The sequence below is a fragment of the Comamonas sp. Z1 genome (genome assembly GCF_008121555.1).
Lineage (GTDB): Bacteria > Pseudomonadota > Gammaproteobacteria > Burkholderiales > Burkholderiaceae_C > Comamonas > Comamonas thiooxydans.
In genome coordinates this window covers 1-21,700 of record NZ_VOQT01000007.1, presented here as the reverse complement: position 1 = coordinate 21,700, position 21,700 = coordinate 1, and the positions used below count along the sequence as shown (strand labels likewise).

The window sequence follows — 21,700 nt, the reverse complement described above, 5'->3', positions numbered from 1 at the left end:
TTTTTTATGCCTGATCCATTGCGGTAATCGCGGACAATTGCACCATGAGCAACACTATCAATGCCGACCCGGCAGAACTGGAAAAATTCTCCAGCCTGGCCCATCGCTGGTGGGATCCCGAGAGTGAATTCAAGCCACTGCATCAGATCAACCCCCTGAGACTGGACTGGATCAACGCCCAGGCCCCATTGGCGAACCAGCGTGTGCTGGATGTGGGCTGTGGCGGTGGCATTCTTGCAGACTCCATGGCGCGCAAAGGGGCCAAGGTGGTGGGTATCGATCTGGCAACCAAGGCTTTGCGCGTTGCGCAGTTGCATGCTCTGGAGGCGGGAACGCCCAATATTCAATACCATGAGGTCAGCGTCGAGCAACTGGCGCAGGAGCAGCCGGCCAGTTTTGATGTGGTGACCTGCATGGAAATGCTGGAGCATGTGCCCGATCCTGCGTCCATCGTGCGGGCATGTGCCCAGCTGGTCAAGCCTGGTGGCTGGGTGTTTTTTTCCACCATCAATCGCAATGCCAAGGCTTTTGCGCTGGCGATCGTGGCTGCCGAATACATGCTCAAGATGATTCCCAAAGGGACTCATGAGTACGCCAAGTTGCTGCGCCCAAGCGAGTTGGCTCGCTTTGCGCGCGAAGCCGGCCTGGATGTGCAAGGCAGCAAAGGCATGGAGCACAACCCGATCTCGGGCCGCTATTGGCTCAGCAACGACACCTCGGTCAATTACATGCTGGCGACACGCCGCCCTCAGGAGTGACAGCCATGTGGAAGCACGTTAGAGCCGTTCTTTTCGATCTCGATGGCACTTTGATCGATAGCGCTCCTGATCTGGGAGCTGCAGCAGACAAGATGCGTGTGGATCGCGGCATGCCATCTCTGCCGCTCCATGCCTACCGCCATATGGCCGGGGCTGGGGCTCGTGGAATGCTGGGTATTGCGTTCGGCATGACGCCTGAGTCTGCAGGCTTTGCGGAAATGCGCGAGGAGTTCTTTCGCAATTACGAGCAATGCATGACCGAGCGCACCTATGCATTTGACGGCGTGCCCGAGTTGATCCGGGCATTGGAAGCCGGCCCGTTGTTGTGGGGGGTGGTGACCAACAAGTCCATGCGCTTCACCGACCCGTTGACCCGTCAGATGCCTTTGTTTGCTCAGGCTGCGGCCGTGGTGAGCGGGGACACGACGCCGCATTCCAAGCCTCACCCCGAGCCTCTGTTTGAAGCCGCACGACGCATGCAGATTGCTCCCGAGCATTGCATCTATGTCGGAGATGACGAGCGCGATATCCAGGCCGGTGCAGCAGCGGGTATGAAAACCGTAGCTGCACGCTATGGCTACCTGGGTGCGACAGCAGATACGGTTCACTGGGGTGCCGATGCACATATCAATTCACCGCTTGAGCTGTTGAAGTTGCTGGGATGAGGCTAGAATAGGCAACTAAGGGGCTGTCCTGGTTTCGACGTGGGTTCGGGACCGGTGCGGTGCATGTCGAGCTTGAGTGACGCTCGTAAATCTCCATTCAAAAAACTAACTGCAAACGACGAACGTTTCGCACTCGCCGCTTAATCCGGTGAGCCTTGCAACAGCACGCTAGTGGGCTGGGCAAGGGGGTAGCAATACCTCCCGGCTGCAAGGGAATTTACATTAGCTGGCTGGATACCGGGCTTCTTGGTATTTGGCGAGATTTTAGGAAGCTGGCTACCCAAGCAGCGTGTGCCTGCGGGGTTTGGGTGGCGAGATTTAAAACAGAGCACTAAACATGTAGATCTGTCCGGCGAAGGCTTACGGACGCGGGTTCAATTCCCGCCAGCTCCACCATCCACCTGTACAAAGGGGTTCAATGAAGTTCATTGAACCCCTTTTTCTTTTGAGAAATCAATGACTTATCGTCTTTTTATGTCTTAAGTGATTTCATTGCTGCCAATGCATAGAGGGGGAACAGTTGGGGGAACAAGCGGGGGTAATGGTAAATTTACCCACTATTGTTCCCCCTTTCCCCTCTGGGGGAGGCCTTTGTGAGAGGATTTGTTCCCCCTATGTTGACTGATGCACAGTGCCGAAACGCAGTTTGTTCCCCCGGTGCCAAGCGAGAGCGTTTTTCTGACGCAGGCGGCCTTTACCTTGAGGTCAGCCCTGCAGGCTCTCGACGCTGGTTCTGGAAGTATCGAAAAGATGGTAAAGAGGGGCGCCTGGCGTTAGGCCGCTATCCGGAAGTTAGTTTGACTGCTGCTCGGAAAGCTAGGGATGCTGCTCGGTTGCAGAAGTCAGAAGGCATCGACCCCGCTAAGGCACGCAAGCTGGAAAAATTGGTCAACCCAACTGGGGTAGCTGACACATTCAAAGCGGTGGCGCTGGAATGGTACGAAAAGCAGGTGCCGCGCTGGAGCCCAGGTCATGCTGAGCGAATGCATCGTCAACTGGAGCGCGACTTGTTCCCGTGGATTGGTGAACGGGAAATGGCGCAGATCCAGCCCATGGAGTTACTCGCTGTGCTACAGAAAGTGGAAGCGCGCGGGGCTGTGGAGACCGCTGACCGTGCACTGATGTTGGCGCGGCAGGTCTGGCGCTACTGGCTACCAACAGCCAGCAATACTCAACGTGACATCACCGAAGGCCTGAAAGCTCGATTGACTCCATATCGAGGCACGAACTTTCCTGCGATTGTGGAGCCCCAGCGCTTTGGGGAGCTTCTGCGAGCCATGTACGCCTATAAAGGTGGACCCTTTGTACGCACAGCTCTTTTGTTAGCTCCTTTGCTTTATCAACGCCCAGGTAATCTTCGGATGATGGAGTGGGCAGAATTGGATCTGGATGCAGCGCTTTGGAAGATCCCTAGCGCCAAGATGAAGCGTAGCGTGCAGGAAAAAGAAAATGGGGAACCGCATGTGGTGCCACTGCCAAAGCAAGCTGTGGCGATGCTGCGTGAATTGCTGCCGCTTAGTGGCCGTGGACGATATGTATTCCCTGGTCAACGTGACCACGACCGCCCAATGTCCGATAACTCTGTGCGTACAGCTCTGTACAGCCTGGGAGTTGGCGAAGAGCAAAGCTGGCATGGTTTTCGAGCGAGTGCCAGAACCATGTTGGTCGATCAGCTTGACCTTGATCCGCTGGCGATTGAGGCCAATCTGGCGCATGCCGTCAAGGATGCCAACGGACGTAGCTACAACCGGACGAAGTACTTGGCAAAGCGCTTCGATCAGGTTCAGCAGTGGGCTGATTACTTGGATCGCTTGCGCGAGGGTGCTGCCGTGATCGAGTTTCCACAAAAAAACAAAGTTATGTGAGACAAGCCAGCGAATAGGGCACTGGATTGTGTGTTATGAGTGGATGCTTTAGCAGCATGATTTTGCGCCCGCGACCGATCAATGTGTCGTACTACGCTTTTACGGCGACGCCTAAACCCCAGATCATGGAGCTGTTTGGGCGAACGGGCACGGACGGCACGCCCGTGCCCTTCCATGTGTATTCTGTGCGCCAAGCCATTGAAGAGAAGTTCATCTTGGACGTGCTGCGTGGCTACCCGTGCCCGGGGTCGGTGTTACCTCCAGTGAGCTTTTAGCTCCCCAGTTGCGTACCCCGGTACGCCGCGGAACGGATTCGCGCGCGCTTCTCGCTCAGGCCGGGGTGGATGAGTCAGTCATTGAGGCGATGTTTGCTGATGGCGTGGCAAGTGAGCCCTGAATCGCCCCGGGTCGGAGTGATTCAAAGCCACCTTTTGCTCTCCCACTGTACTGCACCATCTCGCAATCAAAGGTTGCGTGGTTGGGAGGCAACAGTAGAAGCTGAGGTGGTACCGGCGCTGACAGCCTACTGCCCCGGCCTGAAATGGTTATGTAGCCCGTGCACACTTCAATGAGGGATTGCCGGGTGACATAGCGAACCAGGTCGTCCAGTAGTTCTGCGTTCAGAATTTTCTTAGCGTATGCGGCTACGTATCGAGCCGCTCAATCCAGCAGGTGTCAGCTTCCTGTCCATGCACTTTTCGAGCGTCTCTGAATGTGGGGTTGTGTGGATGCAGCCCATATTTGATGAGGTCTTGTAGCATGGCCGTCCATCGGCGCATGCTTTGTCAAAACCCGTAAGCGCCTGCTGCATGCTTTTGACGGGACTCTGTGTGTACTGCTCCATCCAGGTCTGTGCGTTGTATGAGCCAAATCTACCGCGTAGGCCATTGTGACCACCGGAACTGATTCCGGGGCTCCATGAGGTATTGCCACTCAGTGCCAGCACGACGGAAACTTCAAGCTCGCAATTCTGGCTTTGCGGGTTCTCTTGCCGGCATCCGGCAAATGCCCCTTCGATGGCCGCGGCTGGTGTCTTGGCGCAAGCGCCACCCCAACGAGAACCGCCCGCGTTGCTAACTACAGCTCCCCAGGCCGGGCCAATGCACTCCCGGCCTGCCAAGAGTTGATAGGTGGCGGGGCGCAGATAACGGTCGTTTGCCCGAGCGGCTTGAACCCGAGCCACAGCCTCTTGTCCACTGGAGGCTGAAACCATAATGGGAGCGTCCTGTTCGAAGCCGCTCTCAACGACGAAATAGATGTTGCCGGGCTCCATGTCCGAAGGCCAAATGGGGCGCACGCTATCGTTGGCATTTGTCACTGGGCGCGCGGCCTTGCGGCCGCTCCCGTTGATATCCGGGGAGAGGGGATTCGCGCTGCTCGCCTGAGCTGACGGGCGTTCAGCGTCTTTCAACGGGTCGCAGTTTCTGCCCCGGGCTCGCTTGCATTCTGATGAAAGTTGGCGATACGAGTCGAGAAATTCTTTTTTGTGAGCCTCTGTGGCTTTTCCGCAGCCTCTGTTGGCGTATGCGTACAACTTCGCGGCACGCGCAGTGTTTACCTCAGGGGTATTCGGAAGGCTATTCATTCCCTCCAAATCTTTGGCCATGATTTCGCAGCCGTGAGGCGACGCATGAGAAATGTCATTTGAGGGGGATGCGTGAACTAGTAAGCCGGTCCAAAGCAATACTGCGATTGCAAGTAGGTAACAGACCCTCATCCTCATTGCCTCCAACTAGGAACGGCCAGAATCTAGCTGGACGTTTTGTAAACCAAATACCGCATTCATGGGAGCCCGCGGCGACCAGCGACTGGGCTGCAACTGGTGGTTCTTGGTGACCAACTCGGCCAGCATGCGGTTGGGGACCTCGGCCATCGCCGCGGAATCCATCGCCTGCAGCGTCTTGGGGTCGAGCATTGCGCGGTCCTGCATTCGAGGACCGATTGTGCGCAACCGAGGAGGCAGGAAGCCTCGGGCATATGCCGATTGCCCGGCGGCTGGAATCCGGCACGGGCGAACCGATGAAGTCCATAGGCACGGGCGGGGGCAAGCCTGGGAAGACCCGGAAGACCGACTCTCCGTCATCATCAAAAGATGAACGAAGTGTTCTCGGGAAACCTTTCAGATGCCGATTTCAAGGGCTACATCACCATGTTGATCGGCAAGATGGTTGATGACCCATCCCTTCAGGAGCAAGCGCAGGCCAACGATACGGTGGATGCCATTTGCTAATGGCGCATACGAAACCAAACTCAATAATGCAGTGGTGGACGCTTTAGAGAGTCATTACAGTATGGTCGATCAAGCTTTGCGACATGAAAAGGTGTTCAAGGGCTTGGCGAATCTGTTAGTGGCAGAGGTATATCGACAGTTGCGCGAACCTGTTTCCGCACATGCCACACGTTAATATAAAAAAAAAGAAGTGTATTCATGGATGCCCAGCGCACTAGGCGCTGGGCATCCATAACGGGTGTGCTTTAGGGCTCAGCCCTCGCTGAGTGCTCGCCAACCGTTCTCAGTCTTGCGCATGGTGATCTTGCCCTTCATCTGAAGCTGCTGATCTTGCAGCCAGTACAGGACGTCCTGTGCCTTGGCGGCATCGTTGCGGATCTGAAGCAGCGCAGGATACAAAAACTTGGTGGAGCCTCCATTCGGGCATCCTGCAACGTACATGGACCAGACGCTGTCTGTCACCTTGTTGTAGATGGTGTTCGTGGGCTGGTCGCGCTCTTGCTTTTGCCGTGCTTCCTGCTCCATCGCATCGAGCGCCTGCATCTTCTGGCGCAGGCTGCTTGGCAGCGGATGCTCGTTTTCCCACTGGATCAGCGCTTTCCGATATGCGTCTTCTTCCAGGAAACCCATTCCCGGTGGATTGTTGAAGTTGAAGTCTTCGCGACGGGGGGCGCTGCTGTTGTGTTCCTTGCGTAACGCCAGGATCTCAGTCTTGAGCGTTGCGATTTGCTGCTGGTCGGCCTTTCCGGCATCCTCCCAGGCTTTCACGCGGTCACGCTCCTCCTGGTAGGTCTGGCGCATGCGCTTCAAGGTGTCGGGGTCCTTGAGCTCGATGTCGTACGTGAATTCGACACGGTAATGACCATCCTCTTCATAGCCGTTGGTCTTTTTGATGTGCGTCACCTTGGCGTTCTCGCAGGCGGCGAACGCCGTCGCTATGTGGTGGCGGTGTCCCTGGACCCAGCCAGTCGTGGCGGTTCACGCTTTGTCCATCAAAAGCTGAGGGTCGGGGACGTCATCCAGATTAGCGGACAGCACAATCATTTCCCCCTGGTCGAGACTGCCTCCCATAGCGTGTTGGTGGCCGGAGGGATCGGCATCACGCCTGTTCTTGCCATGCTAAGGAGGCGGGATGCCCTGTGCAGGACGGCGCACCTCTAGGCGCAACAAAGCATTGAAAGGATGCTTTGTTGCGCCTAGGGCGGCCCTCAGAAGTTGTGCCGGACTCCCATGTAGATATTGCGCGAGCTTCCGTTCGCCGAGCCGACTAAAGTTGCTGGAGCTTGAGCAGTTCCGGTGCCCAGTACATACTGCGATCCGTTCTTGTTGGTAATCCGTGCGGCGCCAAAGTAGAGACGCGTTCGCTTAGACAGGTCATAGTCACCGCCAAGGGCAATCCAATTGGCATCGCGATTGCCAGTCGAGGTCGTGTAGTCGGAACGGTCGTTAACTCGAGTGAACTGGGCAATGGCGGTGAACGGCCCGAATGGCACGCGTACGCCAACGTTGGTCAGCCTGAACTCGCTCCTTGAAGTCCCAGGCATTCGGGCGATGGTGCCGGTGCAGGTGCTGCAGGAGTTCTTTTCAACCGTCGTACCGAAGAAAAACTTGGCGAAGCGGGCATCATAGGACCCCCCAAGCACCATTGCCGAGACCTTGCCTGAAGCAGCGTTGTCCGCGCCATCCTGCTGTTGGAAGCCAGCATTGAGGTCAAAGCTATCAACCTGATAGCGTGCAGATACTCCGTAACCGCGACCGATCGTCGCGGACTTCTCGCCAAAGGAATACTGCCCGCGCACCTCAAGGCCACCCCAACGTGGGGATACATAACTGATGGCGTTGTCCTGGCGCGCCGCTATCCCCATCGGCAACACCTGACGCTGCGTTGTTGTGTTGATGTTTCGGGTGAGCGACAGCAGCCCGCCCGCCCCCTCCCAGATGAAGGCATCCACATTACCCTGTACTGAATAGTAGGGCGTAGGAATGCGCCCCATCTGCACGGTACCGAGCCTTGTATCGCTGAGGCCAACCGATGCTTCGCGCCCGAACGCACGGCCGCCTTGGGCCAATGTACCTTCATCGAGATAGAAGCCTTGCTCTAGGCGAAAAACGGCGGAGAGCCCTCCTCCCAGGTTCTCTACACCTCGGAAACCTAGGTTACTACCAGCACTGCCGCCCGAATACACGCGACTGATGCTGGAGCCGCCCGAGCGGGGCGAGTCGACGCCGGAGTCCATGCGTCCATAAATGGTGACATTTCCTTGCGCGTTTGCAGCTCCGCAAACGTTGAGCAACACAGCGCATGCCACAGCATGCTTGGCTAGTCCGATCATTGGTGCCTCCTTCATTTTGTTTGGGGCCTTTGCCCCAATTCCTCTTCTTCACAATGCGCTTGATTCTTTACGGGCAGCCCTACGCGCAACCTTCCAGCATCCGCATGAGTGGCTGTTAGCTCATCACTCTGGTTGGACTTCTGCCCGTGTCAGCACCGCACGAGTTTGTTTGAGCTCTTCTTCGATGTTCTGGGCAAAGGTTGTTGGGGACTCCCTGGTCGGCAGCACGCCCAGCGTTTCCAGGCGCTGCTTTACGTCGGGCAGTTCGGTGACTTTGCGCAGGGCATCGCTCAGATGGGCGAATTCCGCCGCAGGCAAATCCCTGGTGGCCCAGAAGCCATAGATGCTCTTGGTCGCCACGCTCGGATCCCGTCCCTCGGCGGTGGTCGGAATGAGCCTGAGCAGGCCCGACAGCCGCGTTTGCGAGGTCGTCGCAATAGGCTTCCGGTTCTATTCCGGTTTCAGGTTGGCCAGCTTGGCCGCTGCAATGACCCGGCTATTTTCAGATGCGAGCTTTGCCGCCAACTCGGCAGGACCTCCAGCAATGGAGTCGACTCCTGCTTTTTCCAGTTTGCTCTTCACTTCGGGATCGTTGACGGCTTTCTTGACCGAATCGCTGATCCTGTTCCGATACGCCTCAGGCGTTCCTTTCTTGGCCAGCATGACCACGGTAAAGCCAAAGTCGAAGTTCTTGGCGTACTCGGAAATGGCAGGAATGTCCGGATTGGCCTTGCTGCGAGCCAAGGTGTTGGTCGCCAGTATTCTGGCCTTGCCACTTTGGACGAAGCCCGTCAGGTTCGGGGGGGAGGCGAATGTTATGTCGACTTGGTTGCCGATCAGTGCCGGAATGGAGGCGGAGCTACCCTTGAATGGGACATGCTTGACATTGATGCCCAGCGAATGGGCCATGGCCTCTGCCGTCAGGTGGTGGATTGAACCGATTCCGGAAGACCCGTAATTCAACTCGCCAGGATGCTCTTTCGCATATTGAATGAAATCCTGCATGTTCTTGAAGGGGGCGGAAGAGTTCGTTACCAGGAGCAGAGGGGCCACACCGACCAGGGAAACGGGATCCAGATCTCTCTGGGCATCGTACTTGAGGTTCTTGATAATGATCGGAGAAACCGCTAGCAGAGGGCCGTCCGTAACCAGGAGGGTATGACCATCAGCAGGGTATTGCTTGATGGCCGTGACGGCGACGCCGCCGCCGCCGCCGGGCTTGTTTTCGACAATTACCGGCTGCTTGAGGTCTGCCTGCATTTTCTCGGCTAGAACCCGGGCCACGGTGTCCGGCAGTCCCCCTGGAGCGTAGGGTATGACCAGCTTTACGGGCTTGTTCGGGAAATCGCTATCAGCATAGGCAAAGATTGACAACGCCTGGAGGGCAATTGCAGCCGATATTTTCAAGAAAGTTCCTCTTGTCATGACATGTCTCCTGATTTTTGTGATTTCTTACGGCACCGACGCCATCCGCTCATGTACCGGCATTAAGATGTCCGCACAATTCCTGTTTAAAAAATGACATGCACATTTGCAGCCAGCAGCAACGATGTCGGCATGCGGGCGACGCAGATTGATGCGAAGTCGGGCTTGGCCACCTCTTCTAGATGGTGGAGGCAGCTTCGGCTGCGGCGCACAAAATCTTGTTCTCTGCGTCGCAACTGCTTCTCTTCATTGACATGCCTCACCTCTATTTTATTAGACGTCTAAAATTATTATTAGAGGGCTAGCGTGATTTTTGGTCGGTGATATCCCTAGGGCTCGTCATCAATTGAGCCAGACGACAGCGGCCGCAAGGTGGATCCCTCCCAAGAATGCCGCTGCCGTTTTGTCATAACGCGTGGCAATGCCCCTGTACTGCTTCAACCGCGCAGAGAAGTTCTCAATGAGATGCCGCTCTTGGTAGACATGGCGGTCATACCCGCGCTGAGTTTTGCACGTCCGAATACTGGGAATGACAACCTGCTTGCCCTGGCGCAGCAGTGGTTCAACCACGCGTTCATGGGCGTCATACGCTTTGTCGGCAATCACGGCTTGCGCGTCGGTGCGCGCAAGCCAGACATCTGCACCTTCCAAATCCGATGCCTGCCCTGCTGTGAGATGGAAACCAGTGGGGTTGCCAAGAGCGTCAACGGTGGCATGGATCTTGGTGCTCAAACCTCCTCGGCTGCGACCGATGGCTTGGCTTTGCCCCCTTTTTGCACCCGCGCTGTGCTGATGGGCACGCACGATGGTTGCATCGATCATGGCGTACTCGTTATCAGGCAGCGCACTGAGTGCTTCAAACACCCGCAGCCACACGCCCGAGCGGCTCCAGCGCATGTGGCGCAGGTGAACGACTCGAAAGTCGCCAAAGCGCTGGGGCAGATCGCGCCAAGCAATACCGCAGCGATAGCGATACAGCACAGCGTCAACAAGGAGACGGCTATTTTTGGCAGGAGCGCCCACATGCCCGGCCCTGCCAAGAAGTAGGCTTTTGATTTGCTCCCATTGGGCATTGGTCAGTGCATGTCTACGAATGACGCTACTGATAACGTAGCAACTATCGTATTAGATGACACGTCCTAGTTGTTTAGTCCCGGCATTTGATGGATTGGATCAATCCTGAAGCGTTTGGGCTCGGATGTCCACTGCTTGCAAATGAATTCATACGGGGTCAAGCCCTTGAGCGTCTTGAGTCTTCGGCCGAAGTTGTAGGCATCGATGAAGTCCGCCAGATGCTGTCGTAGCTGCTCGTGATCGTCGTAATGGAAGCGTTTGACGGTAGCTTCTTTGATGGTCCGATTCATTCGCTCAACCTGGCCATTAGTCCAGGGATGCTTAATCTTGGTGAGGCGATGTCCAATGCCATGTTCAGTGCAGACGCGGCCAAAAATGTGATCGCCAGCGTACCGATCGCAGGCACGGTTCGCAAACTGGATACCGTTATCGGTCAGTACCGTATGGAGGGCGTATGGCACTACCTTGATCAGATTGCGCAAGAACTGTGCAGCAATCATCTTGCCGGCCTTGGCATGGAGTTCGGTCATTGGCCACAAACAGATAGAGCTTGCCTTCGGCTGTTTGCACCTCGGCAATGTCGACGTGAAAGTAGCCGATGGGGTAGATCTTGAACTTCTTCTTGGCAGGCTTGCCGCCACCCACCTCTGGTAGCCGCGAGATGCCATGACGCTGCAGACATCGATGCAGCGAGGAGCCGTCAGATACGGGATGGTCGGTTGCAGTGCATAAAGGCAGTCGTCCAGTGGCAGCTAGGTATGCCTGCGAAAGGCGACGATCGCAGCCTCATCCTCAACGGATAAAACGGTGGAGCGCGGCCGCCTCGGCCCTGTTGGTAGATCGGTGACCGAGGCCCGCTTCTTCCACTTCGCCACCGTCTTCTGATTGATGCCATAGCGCGCAGAAAGCGCTCTCAGGCTCTCTTGACTATTTTGTATTGCTCGACGGACTGCCTCTGCCGTTGTGGCGCTCCCGTGCAGAACCTGGCCCATAGTGCTTCCTTCCATTCAAGGTAAAAGATTGCACCATCAAAACCTGGGATCAAATAGAGCATGGATCCCGCGTTCTGGTGGGGATATCTGGGTCTTGGCTTGGGGAGAGGGGTGTCTCGGATGCTCCTTGGAGCACTGTCAAAGCTTGCGTCGCAACACGATGGGCTTGCCGCCCATATTCAGCTTGGTCATCCAGGCGGCCAGTGCGGAATCCAGATAGTCTGCATGACCTGGGAACCACTGGAAGAGGGCCATGCCGATATCCTGGACTATGTCGGCGCCGGCTTGTCCTTGTGCAACAGCTTCCTTGACCTCGCGGACCGACTTCAGCACTGCTGCATGCTCGTCGAGATGGCAGTCCCGAGGAGGGAAGTTCGTGGTGCGCATCCATTCATCTTCCTGCTCGAAATGGCTGATGGCATGCTGCTCGAACTGTTCGATGGCCTGGGCGGCATTCTTCTCCGTGCAGGTCACCAGTTTCAGCGCAGTCGCGTAGAACTCCTCATGCACATCATCCATGGGCGTAAATCCCAGTAAGCGTGCATCGGTCCAGGCGAGACTGTTGTCGTCGACCGGCGTGGGTGCACTGGCATCCCGAGCCCTGGTGGCTGAGGTAGAAGTCTGCTCATCCATGTTCAATGTCCCTTGTTATGTTGGTAGGCCAATGCCTGGCCGTGCCAACCGAAGTGGCTGGTGGCTCAGAGGTCCAGTACCAATTCCGCAGATTTTGCACGCGATACGCAGACCATAATCTGTGCATCCTTTTCATCGTCCCGTAGCACGAGATCCCGGTGGTCCGCTTCGCCCGAGCACAATCCTACCCGGCAGGAGCCGCAGGTACCGCTTTCGCAGGAGCTTGCCACGCGCACGTTCGAGGCACGCAGAACGTCCAGAATCGAGCGGTCGCTCGGAATTTCCAATGAGGTGCCGGTGCGCTTAAGCTGCACCGTGAATGGCGTGTTTTCCTTTGTGTTGGCATTGCCGGCGCCGAAACTTTCAAAGTGAACGGTGCCGGACGGCCAGTGGCCTGTCATGTCCTGAACGGTATCCATCAGCGACTGCGGTCCGCAGCAATAGACATGTGCAGCCTTGGGACGCTCGAATAAGGCCCAGAAGTCGAATGCTTTCGCCGGGTCGCCGAAACTGTGGTGGATCTTCACCAACGAGCGCCATTCGTCGCTGCTGAGCTCGTCGAGAAAGGCCGTGCCCTCTGGATCCCGAGCCAGATAATACAATTTGAAGTCCCGCAGGCCTTCCGCCTTCAACTGGCGTGCCATGGACAGCATGGGCGTGATGCCGATGCCGCCAGCCACGAGAATGAACGACTTGGCGCGTTCATCAAGCGGAAATTCGTTGCGCGGCAGAGAGGCTTCGATCGAATCCCCTGCGGATGTGTCGTCGACCAGACTCATCGAGCCGCCACGGCCATTGCTGTCGCGCTTCACGGCGATGACATAGCGATTGCGCTCTTGCGAGTCGTTGCAGAGCGAATAGCTGCGGCGCATGCCGTTGGGGGCCACCAGCGTCAGATTCGAGCCAGCCTCGAACGGGGGCAGCGGCGCGCCCTCTGGATGGGTAAGTTCAAAGCGCCAGATGTCGCGTGCAATCTTTTCCTTCTCCGCGATCTTCAGACGCAGAAAGCCGCTTTCCTGGGTGGTCATGCCTGTCTTCCTTTACTTGCTCGACAATATTTGCAATTCTATTATTAGAGATCTAATTATGCAAGCGGAGTAGTTGACTTGCGCACGGTTTCGCGCCAGGGGAAAACCCTGCTTGTCGCTACTCTCGAAGCCTCGTAATCTAATAAATAGATATCTAATGAATAGATTTCTAGCAATAAAGGCTTGATTGCGGCGGCCGGTAAAGCGAACTCAGACGTGTTCGCTGCTCCGCCAGCTCAAGCCGGCAGCAGACAAAACGCCTCCAAGAGACTCCGAAATGACAGATTCCACGTTGAACTACGTGGGTGCGCTTCCGCATCAAACTTCCGACCCGGCAACCGTCGAGACAACCTATCGCAAGATCACTCTCAGGCTGATGAGCTTTCTGTTCTTCTGCTGGGTGCTCAACTATCTTGATCGCGTCAATATCAGCTTTGCGCAGTTGCATCTGAAGCACGATCTTGGTCTGAGCGATGCCGCTTACGGTCTGGGCGTGAGTCTGTTCTTCATTGGCTACATCCTGCTGGAGGTGCCGAGCACGCTGCTGCTCAGGCGCATCGGCGCACGCAAGACCATCACGCGGATCATGCTTTTGTGGGGGGGGATTTCTACTGCCATGGCATTCATGAACGCCCCGTGGCAGTTCTATCTGGCCCGGACGCTGCTTGGCGCGGCGGAAGCAGGCTTTTGGCCCGGCATCATTCTTTATCTCTCGTTCTGGTATCCCGCCAAGCTCCGCGCCCGCATCACGTCGCGGTTCCTGCTGGCGATTGCTGTGGCCGGCATCATCGGCGGTCCGCTGTCGGGTCTGATCCTCGAGAACTTCCATGAAGTCTGGGGCTTTCGCAACTGGCAGTGGCTGCTGTTCTTAGAAGGCCTGCCGGCCGTGGTCGCGGGCATTGTGGCTTGGTTCTACCTGACCGACAAACCACAGGATGCGAAGTGGCTGACCAATCAGGAAAAGCTCATCGTCCTGAACGCCCTGGAAGAAGAGAACCGCCAGAAGCCGGAGAACGCTCCGAGCAGCCTGATGGCCGCTTTGCGTGATCCGCGCGTCTATGTGATTGCTGCAGGCTGGGCCACGGTACCCATTTGCGGCACGATCCTGAACTACTGGACGCCCACCATCATTAAGCAGACGGGCGTTTCCAACATGCTGCACATCGGCTTTCTGTCGGCTCTGCCTTACTTGGTCGGTGCCGTTGCCATGCTGTTTATTGCCCGCAGCTCCGACCTGCGATTGGAGCGCCGCTGGCATTTCGCCCTGTCGACCACCGCTGGTGCCATTGGCGCGTTGATGCTGACGTTGTTTACAGAAAGCCCGGTGGCTGCGATTGTATGCCTGAGCCTGGTTTCGGTGAGCTATTTCGCTGCGGCGGCTATTGTCTGGACCATTCCGCCGAACTATCTCACGGGTGAGGCTGCAGCAGGCGGGATTGGCGTCATCAGCAGTCTGGGGCAGGTCGGAGCTTTTTTTGCGCCCATCGTCCTGGGTTGGGTGAAAAGCGCTACCGGCAGTTTCTCGGCTGGCATTTTGCTGGTGGCTGCGCTGGTCTTCATCGGAGGCCTTGCCGTCTTCTTTGGCGTGCCACGCCAGCAGGCGTCACAAACAGGCGCATGACAATGCGCTCCGAATCGATTTTGATCGTCACAAAGGAATCAACATGAGCAAGCTTCAACTGTCCATCGCGGTGGGCAATTACGACCGGATGCGTCCGCTGATCGACGGCGACGTCCAGATCGACGGTGTGGACCCGGTGTTCATGCTGCAGGATCCGGAAGAAATCTTCTTCCGTGCGTTCCGCACCGCCGACTACGACATCTGCGAGCTGTCGCTCAGCAGCTACTCGGTGAAGACCGCAGCCGGCACCTCGCCGTACATTGCCGTGCCGGTGTTCCCTTCGCGGGCATTCCGCCACAGCTCGGTCTACGTGCGTGCCGATCGCGGCATCAACAGCCCGGCCGACCTCAAGGGCAAGCGCATCGGCGTGCCCGAATACCAGCTGACCGCCAATGTGTGGGTGCGCATGTTCCTGGAAGAGGAGTACGGCGTGAAGGCCTCCGACATCCAGTGGGTGCGCGGCGGCTACGAAGATCCGACCCGCATCGAGAAGATCTCGCTGAAGCTGCCCGAAGGTGTGTCGCTGGTGAATGCGCCGGAAGGCCGTACCATCTCGAACCTGCTGGCCGATGGCGAAATCGATGGCGTGATCGGGCCGCGTGCCCCGTCGTGCTTCGACCGCGGTCACCCGCAGGTCAAGTACCTGTTCGAGGACCCGCAGAAGGCTGCGGCCGAATGGTATGAGCGTCGCAAGCTGTTCCCGATCATGCACACGCTAGGCGTGCGCAAGACCCTGGCAGAGCAGCATCCCTGGCTGCCCGGCGCACTGGTCAAGGCCTTCGAGCATTCCAAGGCGGTGGCACTGACGCGCCTGAGCGACACTTCGGCTACCAAGGTCACGCTTCCGTTCATCGAGGACCAACTGCGCAATGCGCGCCGCCTGATGGGCCAGGATTTCTGGTCGTATGGTTTTGCCGAGAATGCCCATGTGGTTGACCGTTTCCTCGCGCAGCACCATGCCGAAGGACTGTCGAGCCGCCGCCTCCAGCCTGCTGAGCTGTTCCACCCGGCCAGCCTGGAGAGCTTCAAGATCTGATCTCATCAGCTGCTGCGGATATTGCCGCGCACTTGGTCGACCAAGTGCGCGGCGTTTTGTATGTACAGTCTGCTTTTCCGTTAGCCGCAGCATCACGTCTACAATGCACTCGCCCTGCGATGGCGCAAGGTATCCGTACCGATACCGTGGTGCTCGGCTTGTTCGTATCGGTGTGGTTGGCATACCTTTTGAATTGACAAAGCATGAGTGCAGAACCGGGGAAGCGGTCCGTGCACTTGTGAAGGCACTATGATTTCAAGCAGTCTGACGATGGCCGTGAAGGAGAAAGCATGACAGCCAGACCCTCTTCCAGCAAGGCACCGGATTCCAAAGAGAACCCGATCCTGCGGCATTGGCGCGAGGCCGTACCGGATGATCGTCTCGCTCACCTGGTGAAGGATGCAGGCCGGGCGATGGTTCGGGGGCTGCAGATGCGCCTGGCTCAGTATGAAGTTTCTTTCGGTCACTGGGCGTTTCTGCGCATTCTGTGGGTCACCGATGGACTGACGCAGAAGGAACTAAGTGACGAGGCAGGTACCACCACGCCGACCACTTTCAGTGCGGTGTCGGCGATGGAGAAGCTGGGATACGTCGAACGCCGCTATGCGCCCGGCAATCGCAAGAATACCCACGTGTATCTCACGCCTCGCGGTCGCAGCCTGGAAAGCAAGCTGGTTCCATTGGCCGAAGAAGTGAACGAGATCAGCGTCAAGGGCCTGAAAGGCTCGGAGATCGATATCGCGCGCAAGGTGCTGCTCACGATCATCGAAAACATGGCACGCGACGAAGCAGAGAAGGTGCATGACTCCGTGCTGCGGATTCCTTCCACCCGGGAAATGGGGCACCTGATTGCCGCTCGCGGCGAGGAGTGCGAAAACTGTTGAGCAGGCTCCAGGAAAGAAAAAACCTCGCATTGCGAGGTTTTTTCTTTCCTGGAGCCTGCTGTCAGAGCAGTACGTCCGTACCCGTTTCGCTCGACTTCAGAATCGCGATGCAGATTTCCAGCGTGCCTTTTGCCCACTCCCCATCATGCAGGGGGGCTTGGCCCAGGATGACGGCATCGTATAGTTCGTCGATCACCTCGGCGCGCGGCACGGTCGGGCGCGAAAGCGCAAGCGTTTCGCGCTGCTTGTCGCCGTACACGACGACGGAATCGGGTAGGGGGCGCAGGTCGGCACGTTCGCAGGACACGATCACCGGGCCGAAATGCTGATGACTGCGTGCCGGCTCTTCTGCTGCCCACGAGGGCTGCTTGTAGGCGGCACCACCGTACGTACCGGCAGCCTTGAGCTTGGCTTCGTCCTCTGCCGAGGCAATGGTGGCCAGACGCTTGCGCGCACTCCCGTAGGCATCCGGATTCAGGTGATCGCCCATTTCACCGATCCAGCCAGTCCACTCGTCACTGTTGAAGTGACCGTAGCCGTTGTACGAGAGCGAGGCATAGGCGCCGTTCTCGAACCAGATCAGGGCGGAATAGGCGCCTTCGGTCGGGCGCAGCGGATCCCAGCGACCGACGCTTGCGCGCAAGCGCGTGGCACGCGAGCTCGCGAGCATTCGCACGATATCGACCTGGTGCGCAGCCTGGCTGAAGACGGCACCACCGCCTTCGGCCGTCATCAGTTCTTCGGGCCGGCGCGGACGATACAGGTAATCGGTGTAGTTGAAAGCTTGGATCATCTTCACCGCACCGAAATCGCCCGAGCGGATTAGCTCGCGCGTGCGCCGGTACGGCGTATCGAAACTGTGGCAGTGCCCGACGATCAGATGCACGTTCGCGGCGCGGCAGGCCGCGATCATGCGATCACAGTCAGCCGCGTTGAGCGCCATCGGTTTCTCGACCAGCACATGCTTGCCCCTGGCTGCGGCAATCTCGGTGTGTTGGGCGTGGAACTGGTGCGGGCTGGCCACGTAGATGGCTTCCACATTCGGATCTTCGGCCAGGTCCTGCACGTCTGTGTAAGTCCTTGCGTTGAAGTCGGCAGCGAACTGCTGCCGAGCTTCCTCGCGCGGGTCACACGCGGCAACGAGCTGGACCCTGGGGTCCTGAAGGAAGGTGGGCAGCATCAGCGAGAATGCCCGCCCCAGTCCTGCAACCCCGATCCGTAAACGGCGCTGTTCCATGGCCAGTTCCATCCGTTGATTACTGCTTGACCTGGTAGTCGGTCGCGGCCTCGGCGGCTTGTTCGTCCGACACGGCATGCTTGGCGCTCACGTAGCGGACCTGGTATTCACGCCAGTCGGTTTCCTTCGGCACCACAGCCTGGTATGAGCAGATCGTGCCAGGGATTGTCTTGGCACCGGTGCCGATGGCCTTGCCGTCCTGCTTGTATTCGGCGATGGCATCGAGCATGCGACGACGGAACTCGACAATGGCGAGATCGCTGGCACCCAGGCGTTCGTCCGAGCGGTTGGCGATGGGGCCCATCGTGACCCACATGGCGATGTCCTGGTTCGGGAAGCCGGTGATGCCGGTGAAGTTGCCGGCCTTCATAGCTTGGCGGTCTTGCCAGAAGCGGTTTTCGTGATTGCGCAGAGGACGGTAGCGTTCATCAAGGTCTGGGCCGACTTGAGTATGCAGGAACTTGCGCCAGGTTTCGGTTTCCGGCGTGGTAGCTGCATCACCCCAGGCGATGAAGTAGAACACCGTATTGGTGTCGTCCATCGGAACGTTGACGTTGGCGACGTTGTACAGGTTGTTCGGCGGAATCAGCACAGTGCCGGGTGCGACGAACACGGTCGAGCGCACATAGTCGTGCGTGGAGGCATTGAAGATCGGGCGGCGCAGGGCGGCGTAGCGGAAACCATATTCGGTGCGCTGGACTTGCAGGCGGGGAGCCTTGTCGGTGGAGGGGCGCAGCCAGTTATTGTCCGTGGCTTCGGCGCCGGTCACGCGTGCCGGCACAAAATCCGACGAGTGCAGGCTAGAGCTGTGTGCGGAATCGATGGCGCCTTCGAGGATCTGTGCCCAGTTGCATGGCAGCAGTACCTTGCCGATGCTCACACGGGTGTCTGCAGTCGGTGCCCAGGCTGGAGCGACGAATTCGGGGATGGCGTCCTGAGCACCCATGTAGGCCCAGACCATGCCGCCCCATTCCTTGGTCGGATAGGCAGTGTGTTTGACCTTTTCGGCCATGCTGCTGGCGGCGGGCTCGGAGACCATTTCGAGCACGTTGCCTTGCACGTCGAACTTCCAGCCGTGGTACAGGCAGCGCAGGCCGCCGTCTTCGTTGCGGCCGTAGACCAGCGAGGCGCGGCGATGTGGGCAGTACTCGCCAACCACGCCGACGCGACCTTCGCTGTCGCGGAACACGACGAGGTCTTCGCCGAGGATGCGTGCCTTGACCGGCGTGCCGTCCGGTTCACGGACCTCTTCAATCAGGCAGATCGGGGTCCAGTGTTCGCGCATCAGCTTGCCCATGGGGGCTTCGCCTTCTACGCGGCACAGCAATTCGTTTTCTTCATGAGTCAGCATCGTTGTCTCCTGGCGATTACTCGCCTTCAGCAGTAGGGGTACTTAATTATATTAGAGATCTAGTTATATTGACAAGCCTGTTTGACAAGATTGTGTGGCTTCGATGGGGGCGGCCTGTGGCCAATCACAAACCTTTGATTGAGAGACATGAAACAAAGCCCTCTCGAAATTCTCCGGAAGGGCTTGGGATGCTGTATCAGAGGCTGGCAATCCAGCTTGATGTTGCTCGACTTGATCCACTTAGCACGCACGGCCCCGCCGCTACATGGATATGCTGGAAGAGGTCGGCATGAATCCAGCCCTCCTGGCGCGACTTCCGCATCAGGTATCAGGTGGCTAGCGGTAGCGTGTAGTCATTGCGCGCGCACTGACCATGAATCCGCGCCTGCCAGTCTGCTACGAACTCGTGTCAGCTCTGGACGCCACAGTGCGTAATCAAGTCTTGGCCTTGCTTACCAAGCTGTGCAAGGAGCGAGACTTGATGCTGATCTTCACCGGCCACGTCTTCAATGTGATGGAGTCGATTGTCGATGAAGTGCCGGTCATGTAGCGTGGAAAAATCGCGGAATATGGCTCGGCCAAAGAGATGTTCTCCTTGCCGCGCGAAGCCTCACGCGGGAGTTGCTAAAGGCGGGGCGACTGTCGAGCGCGCTGCGGTTGGTCGAGAAACAGACAGTCCTTGTCGGCGACTAGGCGGCGATGTGTTGCCGCGGCCCTGAGCACCATAAGCTTGATCGAATGATCAGGAAAGCTGGCCGTCTGGGCCGAATTCACTTTACATCCCTTGCCTGATCTCATGCCGTGGCAGCGATTCGCCCTGGATTTGAACTGTTCTAGGAGTTGGACGGTTACCGTGCTGCCGAGCAGGAGGTGTTTCTCAGTCTGTATTTCGCAGGGCTGAGTCCTTGTGTTGGGGGGGGGCGGATAAAAACTTGGACTGGTTTTATGCGGCTAGGCCAAGCTTGTGCCGGTATTCCACAGGACTTAAAAGTCCCAGAGATACCTTGATACGTTTTTCGTTGTACCAACGAATGTACGCATCGACAGCTTCAATGAACTGCTCAATCGTTGTTGATTGCCAGTTGTTGGGATAGAACAGCTCCATCTTTAGCCTTCCAAAAAAGCCTTCGCACGCAGCGTTGTCTGGTGAGCACCCTTTGCGAGACATCGAGCGAGTCAACTTTGCATCATGGACCCTCGAGAGCCAGCCTGGCCAGCGGTAGTGAGCTCCACGATCAGAATGAATCACAGGGCGGCTCTCGCTGCCTTGAACAGCATCAATGGCCGCATCCAGCATTGTGTTGACGAGATGTGCGTTGGGATGAGTCCCAATCGACCAGCTCACCACCAGCCCGTCAAAGCAATCAATGACTGGCGACAGGTAAACCTTGCCAGCAGGAATCTGGAATTCAGTAATGTCGGTGAGCCACTTCTCATTGGGCGCAGCGGCACGGAAGTCTCGATTGATGAGGTTTTGCGGGGCGGCACCTATCTCTCCAAGGTAGGAGTTATATCTGCGGCGTTTGGGCTTGGCCACGATCAAGCCCTCCTGCTTCATCAGCCGACGAACCACCTTCTCTGAGATGCCCGTGCACTCCTTGAGCAGAGATGCCTGCACCCTGCGGTACCCATAGCAACGGTAGTTGTTGTCGAAGATCTCTGTGATGCTTCGGCGTACATCCAAGTATTTGTCAGCCAGCTTCAGCCGGGCACGATGGTAAAAGTACGAGCTTCTAGCAAGGCCAACAAGAGAAAGCAGTTCTGGTAATTCATACTGACCGCGCAACGCTTCAACCAGCACAGCCTTATCTTTGTTTGCCAGCCTATGCAGATCAATGCCAGCCCCATTTTTTAAGACTTCATGGGCCTGCTTGAGAAGCTCACGCTCTATCTTTAGTCGCCGAATATCCTGGCGCAATGATTCAACTTGGCGCCTGAGCGCTGCTGCATCCAACACAGGCGATCGCTTTGGACTGTGTTTCATCGAGGTGGGGGCACAAGGGCCAAGCAACTGATTTTTCCAGTTGTACAAGGTCCCTCTGCATACCCCAAACTTGACCGCTATCTCCTGCGCAGTTGATTGACGGGTACACAGTTGCACCACGCCCTCGCACATCAAGGCATCAGGCTTTGTAGTCGGCCAAGACCTGCCGACCATCGATTTACTGATCTCAGGGCAGTCTTGCCGAACCCACGCAGTCAACGTTCCTCGACCCGGGTAACCCAAAACCCTCATCGTGGCGGCAATACAGCGATCGTGGGCGAGGTAATGAGCAACCGCCACCTGTCTTTGCTGTAGCGAATATTTTGGTGCTCTTGGTGCTTGGCTCGCTGGCAAATCCTGATGCTTCAGGTAGTGCTGATACCAGCCTTTCAATGCGTTCTTGGTTGGGTATCCCAACTGGCGAATCGTGGCTCTGACACGCAAGCCAAGCTTGATATAAAGCTCAACTGCACGAATCCTGTCTGCGTATGAGTACATGAACTACCTTGTATGGATGCCTCCCAGCCATGAGTAGTAACCCGCAATGCTTTGTGAAGAAGTCGGCTGCTGCCTTGTATCCGGCC

At 57.3% G+C, this 21,700-nt stretch carries 19 protein-coding genes, 1 other RNA gene and 1 pseudogene; 9 read left to right on the top strand and 12 right to left on the bottom strand.

The annotated features are described in order from the left end of the window. The first annotated feature begins 44 nt into the window (after positions 1-44). The 4 genes from ubiG (at position 45) to FSY45_RS14070 (ending at position 3,288) form a co-directional block, all read left to right on the top strand. Entirely contained in the window at positions 45-758 is a 714-nt protein-coding gene (gene ubiG, locus FSY45_RS14085; protein ID WP_003067659.1) for a bifunctional 2-polyprenyl-6-hydroxyphenol methylase/3-demethylubiquinol 3-O-methyltransferase UbiG, read from the top strand. Between the two features lie 5 nt (positions 759-763). After that, complete coding sequence (locus tag FSY45_RS14080) at positions 764-1,423, top strand: HAD-IA family hydrolase (protein WP_003067658.1); 660 nt, start codon at positions 764-766, stop codon at positions 1,421-1,423. Positions 1,424-1,442: 19 nt separating this feature from the next. Next, positions 1,443-1,819, top strand: a transfer-messenger RNA (tmRNA) gene (ssrA, locus tag FSY45_RS14075). 218 nt (positions 1,820-2,037) lie between these two features. Beyond that, the gene (locus tag FSY45_RS14070; protein ID WP_012837638.1) at positions 2,038-3,288 is read left to right on the top strand and encodes an integrase arm-type DNA-binding domain-containing protein; all 1,251 of its coding nucleotides are present in this window, start codon (positions 2,038-2,040) and stop codon (positions 3,286-3,288) included. A 1,732-nt stretch (positions 3,289-5,020) separates the two neighbouring features. On the opposite strand, the gene FSY45_RS14055 is transcribed toward FSY45_RS14070, so the two are convergent. Further along, entirely contained in the window at positions 5,021-5,203 is a 183-nt protein-coding gene (locus tag FSY45_RS14055) for a hypothetical protein (protein ID WP_123974922.1), read from the bottom strand. A gap of 177 nt (positions 5,204-5,380) precedes the next feature. Between FSY45_RS14055 and FSY45_RS27840 the strand changes: the two genes are divergently transcribed. Continuing rightward, the gene (locus FSY45_RS27840; protein WP_019043395.1) at positions 5,381-5,518 is read left to right on the top strand and encodes a hypothetical protein; all 138 of its coding nucleotides are present in this window, start codon (positions 5,381-5,383) and stop codon (positions 5,516-5,518) included. Positions 5,519-5,770: 252 nt separating this feature from the next. Here FSY45_RS27840 and FSY45_RS14050 read toward each other — a convergent pair whose 3' ends face one another. From FSY45_RS14050 to FSY45_RS14010, 8 genes and pseudogenes are all read right to left on the bottom strand, one after another. Then, positions 5,771-6,421 (bottom strand): hypothetical protein, encoded by a 651-nt coding sequence (locus FSY45_RS14050; RefSeq protein ID WP_012837641.1) that lies wholly within the window; start codon positions 6,419-6,421, stop codon positions 5,771-5,773. A gap of 305 nt (positions 6,422-6,726) precedes the next feature. Beyond that, entirely contained in the window at positions 6,727-7,851 is a 1,125-nt protein-coding gene (locus FSY45_RS14040; protein ID WP_012837642.1) for a porin, read from the bottom strand. Between the two features lie 123 nt (positions 7,852-7,974). After that, positions 7,975-8,289 carry a tripartite tricarboxylate transporter substrate-binding protein gene (locus FSY45_RS14035; RefSeq protein ID WP_122974738.1) on the bottom strand — a complete coding sequence of 105 codons (315 nt, stop codon included), beginning with the start codon at positions 8,287-8,289 and terminating at the stop codon, positions 7,975-7,977. A 12-nt stretch (positions 8,290-8,301) separates the two neighbouring features. Beyond that, positions 8,302-9,276, bottom strand: a complete 975-nt coding sequence (locus tag FSY45_RS14030; protein ID WP_012837644.1) for a tripartite tricarboxylate transporter substrate binding protein — start codon at positions 9,274-9,276, stop codon at positions 8,302-8,304. A 342-nt stretch (positions 9,277-9,618) separates the two neighbouring features. Then, positions 9,619-10,371 carry an IS5 family transposase gene (locus FSY45_RS14025; protein ID WP_034358988.1) on the bottom strand — a complete coding sequence of 251 codons (753 nt, stop codon included), beginning with the start codon at positions 10,369-10,371 and terminating at the stop codon, positions 9,619-9,621. A gap of 44 nt (positions 10,372-10,415) precedes the next feature. Continuing rightward, positions 10,416-11,342: pseudogene (locus FSY45_RS14020) on the bottom strand (IS481 family transposase). Positions 11,343-11,480: 138 nt separating this feature from the next. Then, a complete protein-coding gene (locus FSY45_RS14015; protein ID WP_012837647.1) occupies positions 11,481-11,975 on the bottom strand; it encodes a bacteriohemerythrin in 495 nt (164 codons plus the stop codon). Positions 11,976-12,040: 65 nt separating this feature from the next. Further along, positions 12,041-13,003 (bottom strand): PDR/VanB family oxidoreductase, encoded by a 963-nt coding sequence (locus tag FSY45_RS14010; protein ID WP_012837648.1) that lies wholly within the window; start codon positions 13,001-13,003, stop codon positions 12,041-12,043. 277 nt (positions 13,004-13,280) lie between these two features. Here FSY45_RS14010 and FSY45_RS14005 point away from each other — a divergent pair, with 277 nt between their 5' ends. The 3 genes from FSY45_RS14005 to FSY45_RS13995 all read left to right on the top strand — a co-directional run bounded on the left by FSY45_RS14005 (position 13,281) and on the right by FSY45_RS13995 (position 16,544). Continuing rightward, the gene (locus tag FSY45_RS14005; RefSeq protein ID WP_012837649.1) at positions 13,281-14,624 is read left to right on the top strand and encodes an MFS transporter; all 1,344 of its coding nucleotides are present in this window, start codon (positions 13,281-13,283) and stop codon (positions 14,622-14,624) included. 43 nt (positions 14,625-14,667) lie between these two features. Beyond that, positions 14,668-15,660, top strand: coding sequence for an ABC transporter substrate-binding protein (locus tag FSY45_RS14000; protein WP_012837650.1), 993 nt, complete (start codon positions 14,668-14,670; stop codon positions 15,658-15,660). 290 nt (positions 15,661-15,950) lie between these two features. Further along, the gene (locus tag FSY45_RS13995; RefSeq protein WP_012837651.1) at positions 15,951-16,544 is read left to right on the top strand and encodes a MarR family winged helix-turn-helix transcriptional regulator; all 594 of its coding nucleotides are present in this window, start codon (positions 15,951-15,953) and stop codon (positions 16,542-16,544) included. Between the two features lie 61 nt (positions 16,545-16,605). Here the strand turns inward: FSY45_RS13995 and FSY45_RS13990 are convergent, their stop codons facing one another. Both FSY45_RS13990 and FSY45_RS13985 read right to left on the bottom strand, forming a co-directional pair. Continuing rightward, positions 16,606-17,781 carry a Gfo/Idh/MocA family protein gene (locus FSY45_RS13990; RefSeq protein WP_029158425.1) on the bottom strand — a complete coding sequence of 392 codons (1,176 nt, stop codon included), beginning with the start codon at positions 17,779-17,781 and terminating at the stop codon, positions 16,606-16,608. A gap of 19 nt (positions 17,782-17,800) precedes the next feature. Next, positions 17,801-19,132: a Rieske 2Fe-2S domain-containing protein gene (locus FSY45_RS13985; protein ID WP_012837653.1), complete on the bottom strand. Its 1,332-nt coding sequence runs from the start codon at positions 19,130-19,132 to the stop codon at positions 17,801-17,803. Between the two features lie 427 nt (positions 19,133-19,559). Between FSY45_RS13985 and FSY45_RS28255 the strand changes: the two genes are divergently transcribed. After that, the gene (locus tag FSY45_RS28255; RefSeq protein WP_255443327.1) at positions 19,560-19,682 is read left to right on the top strand and encodes a hypothetical protein; all 123 of its coding nucleotides are present in this window, start codon (positions 19,560-19,562) and stop codon (positions 19,680-19,682) included. A gap of 393 nt (positions 19,683-20,075) precedes the next feature. Here FSY45_RS28255 and FSY45_RS13980 read toward each other — a convergent pair whose 3' ends face one another. Continuing rightward, positions 20,076-21,614, bottom strand: coding sequence for an IS3 family transposase (locus tag FSY45_RS13980; protein WP_034358991.1), 1,539 nt, complete (start codon positions 21,612-21,614; stop codon positions 20,076-20,078). Positions 21,615-21,700 lie beyond the last annotated feature (86 nt).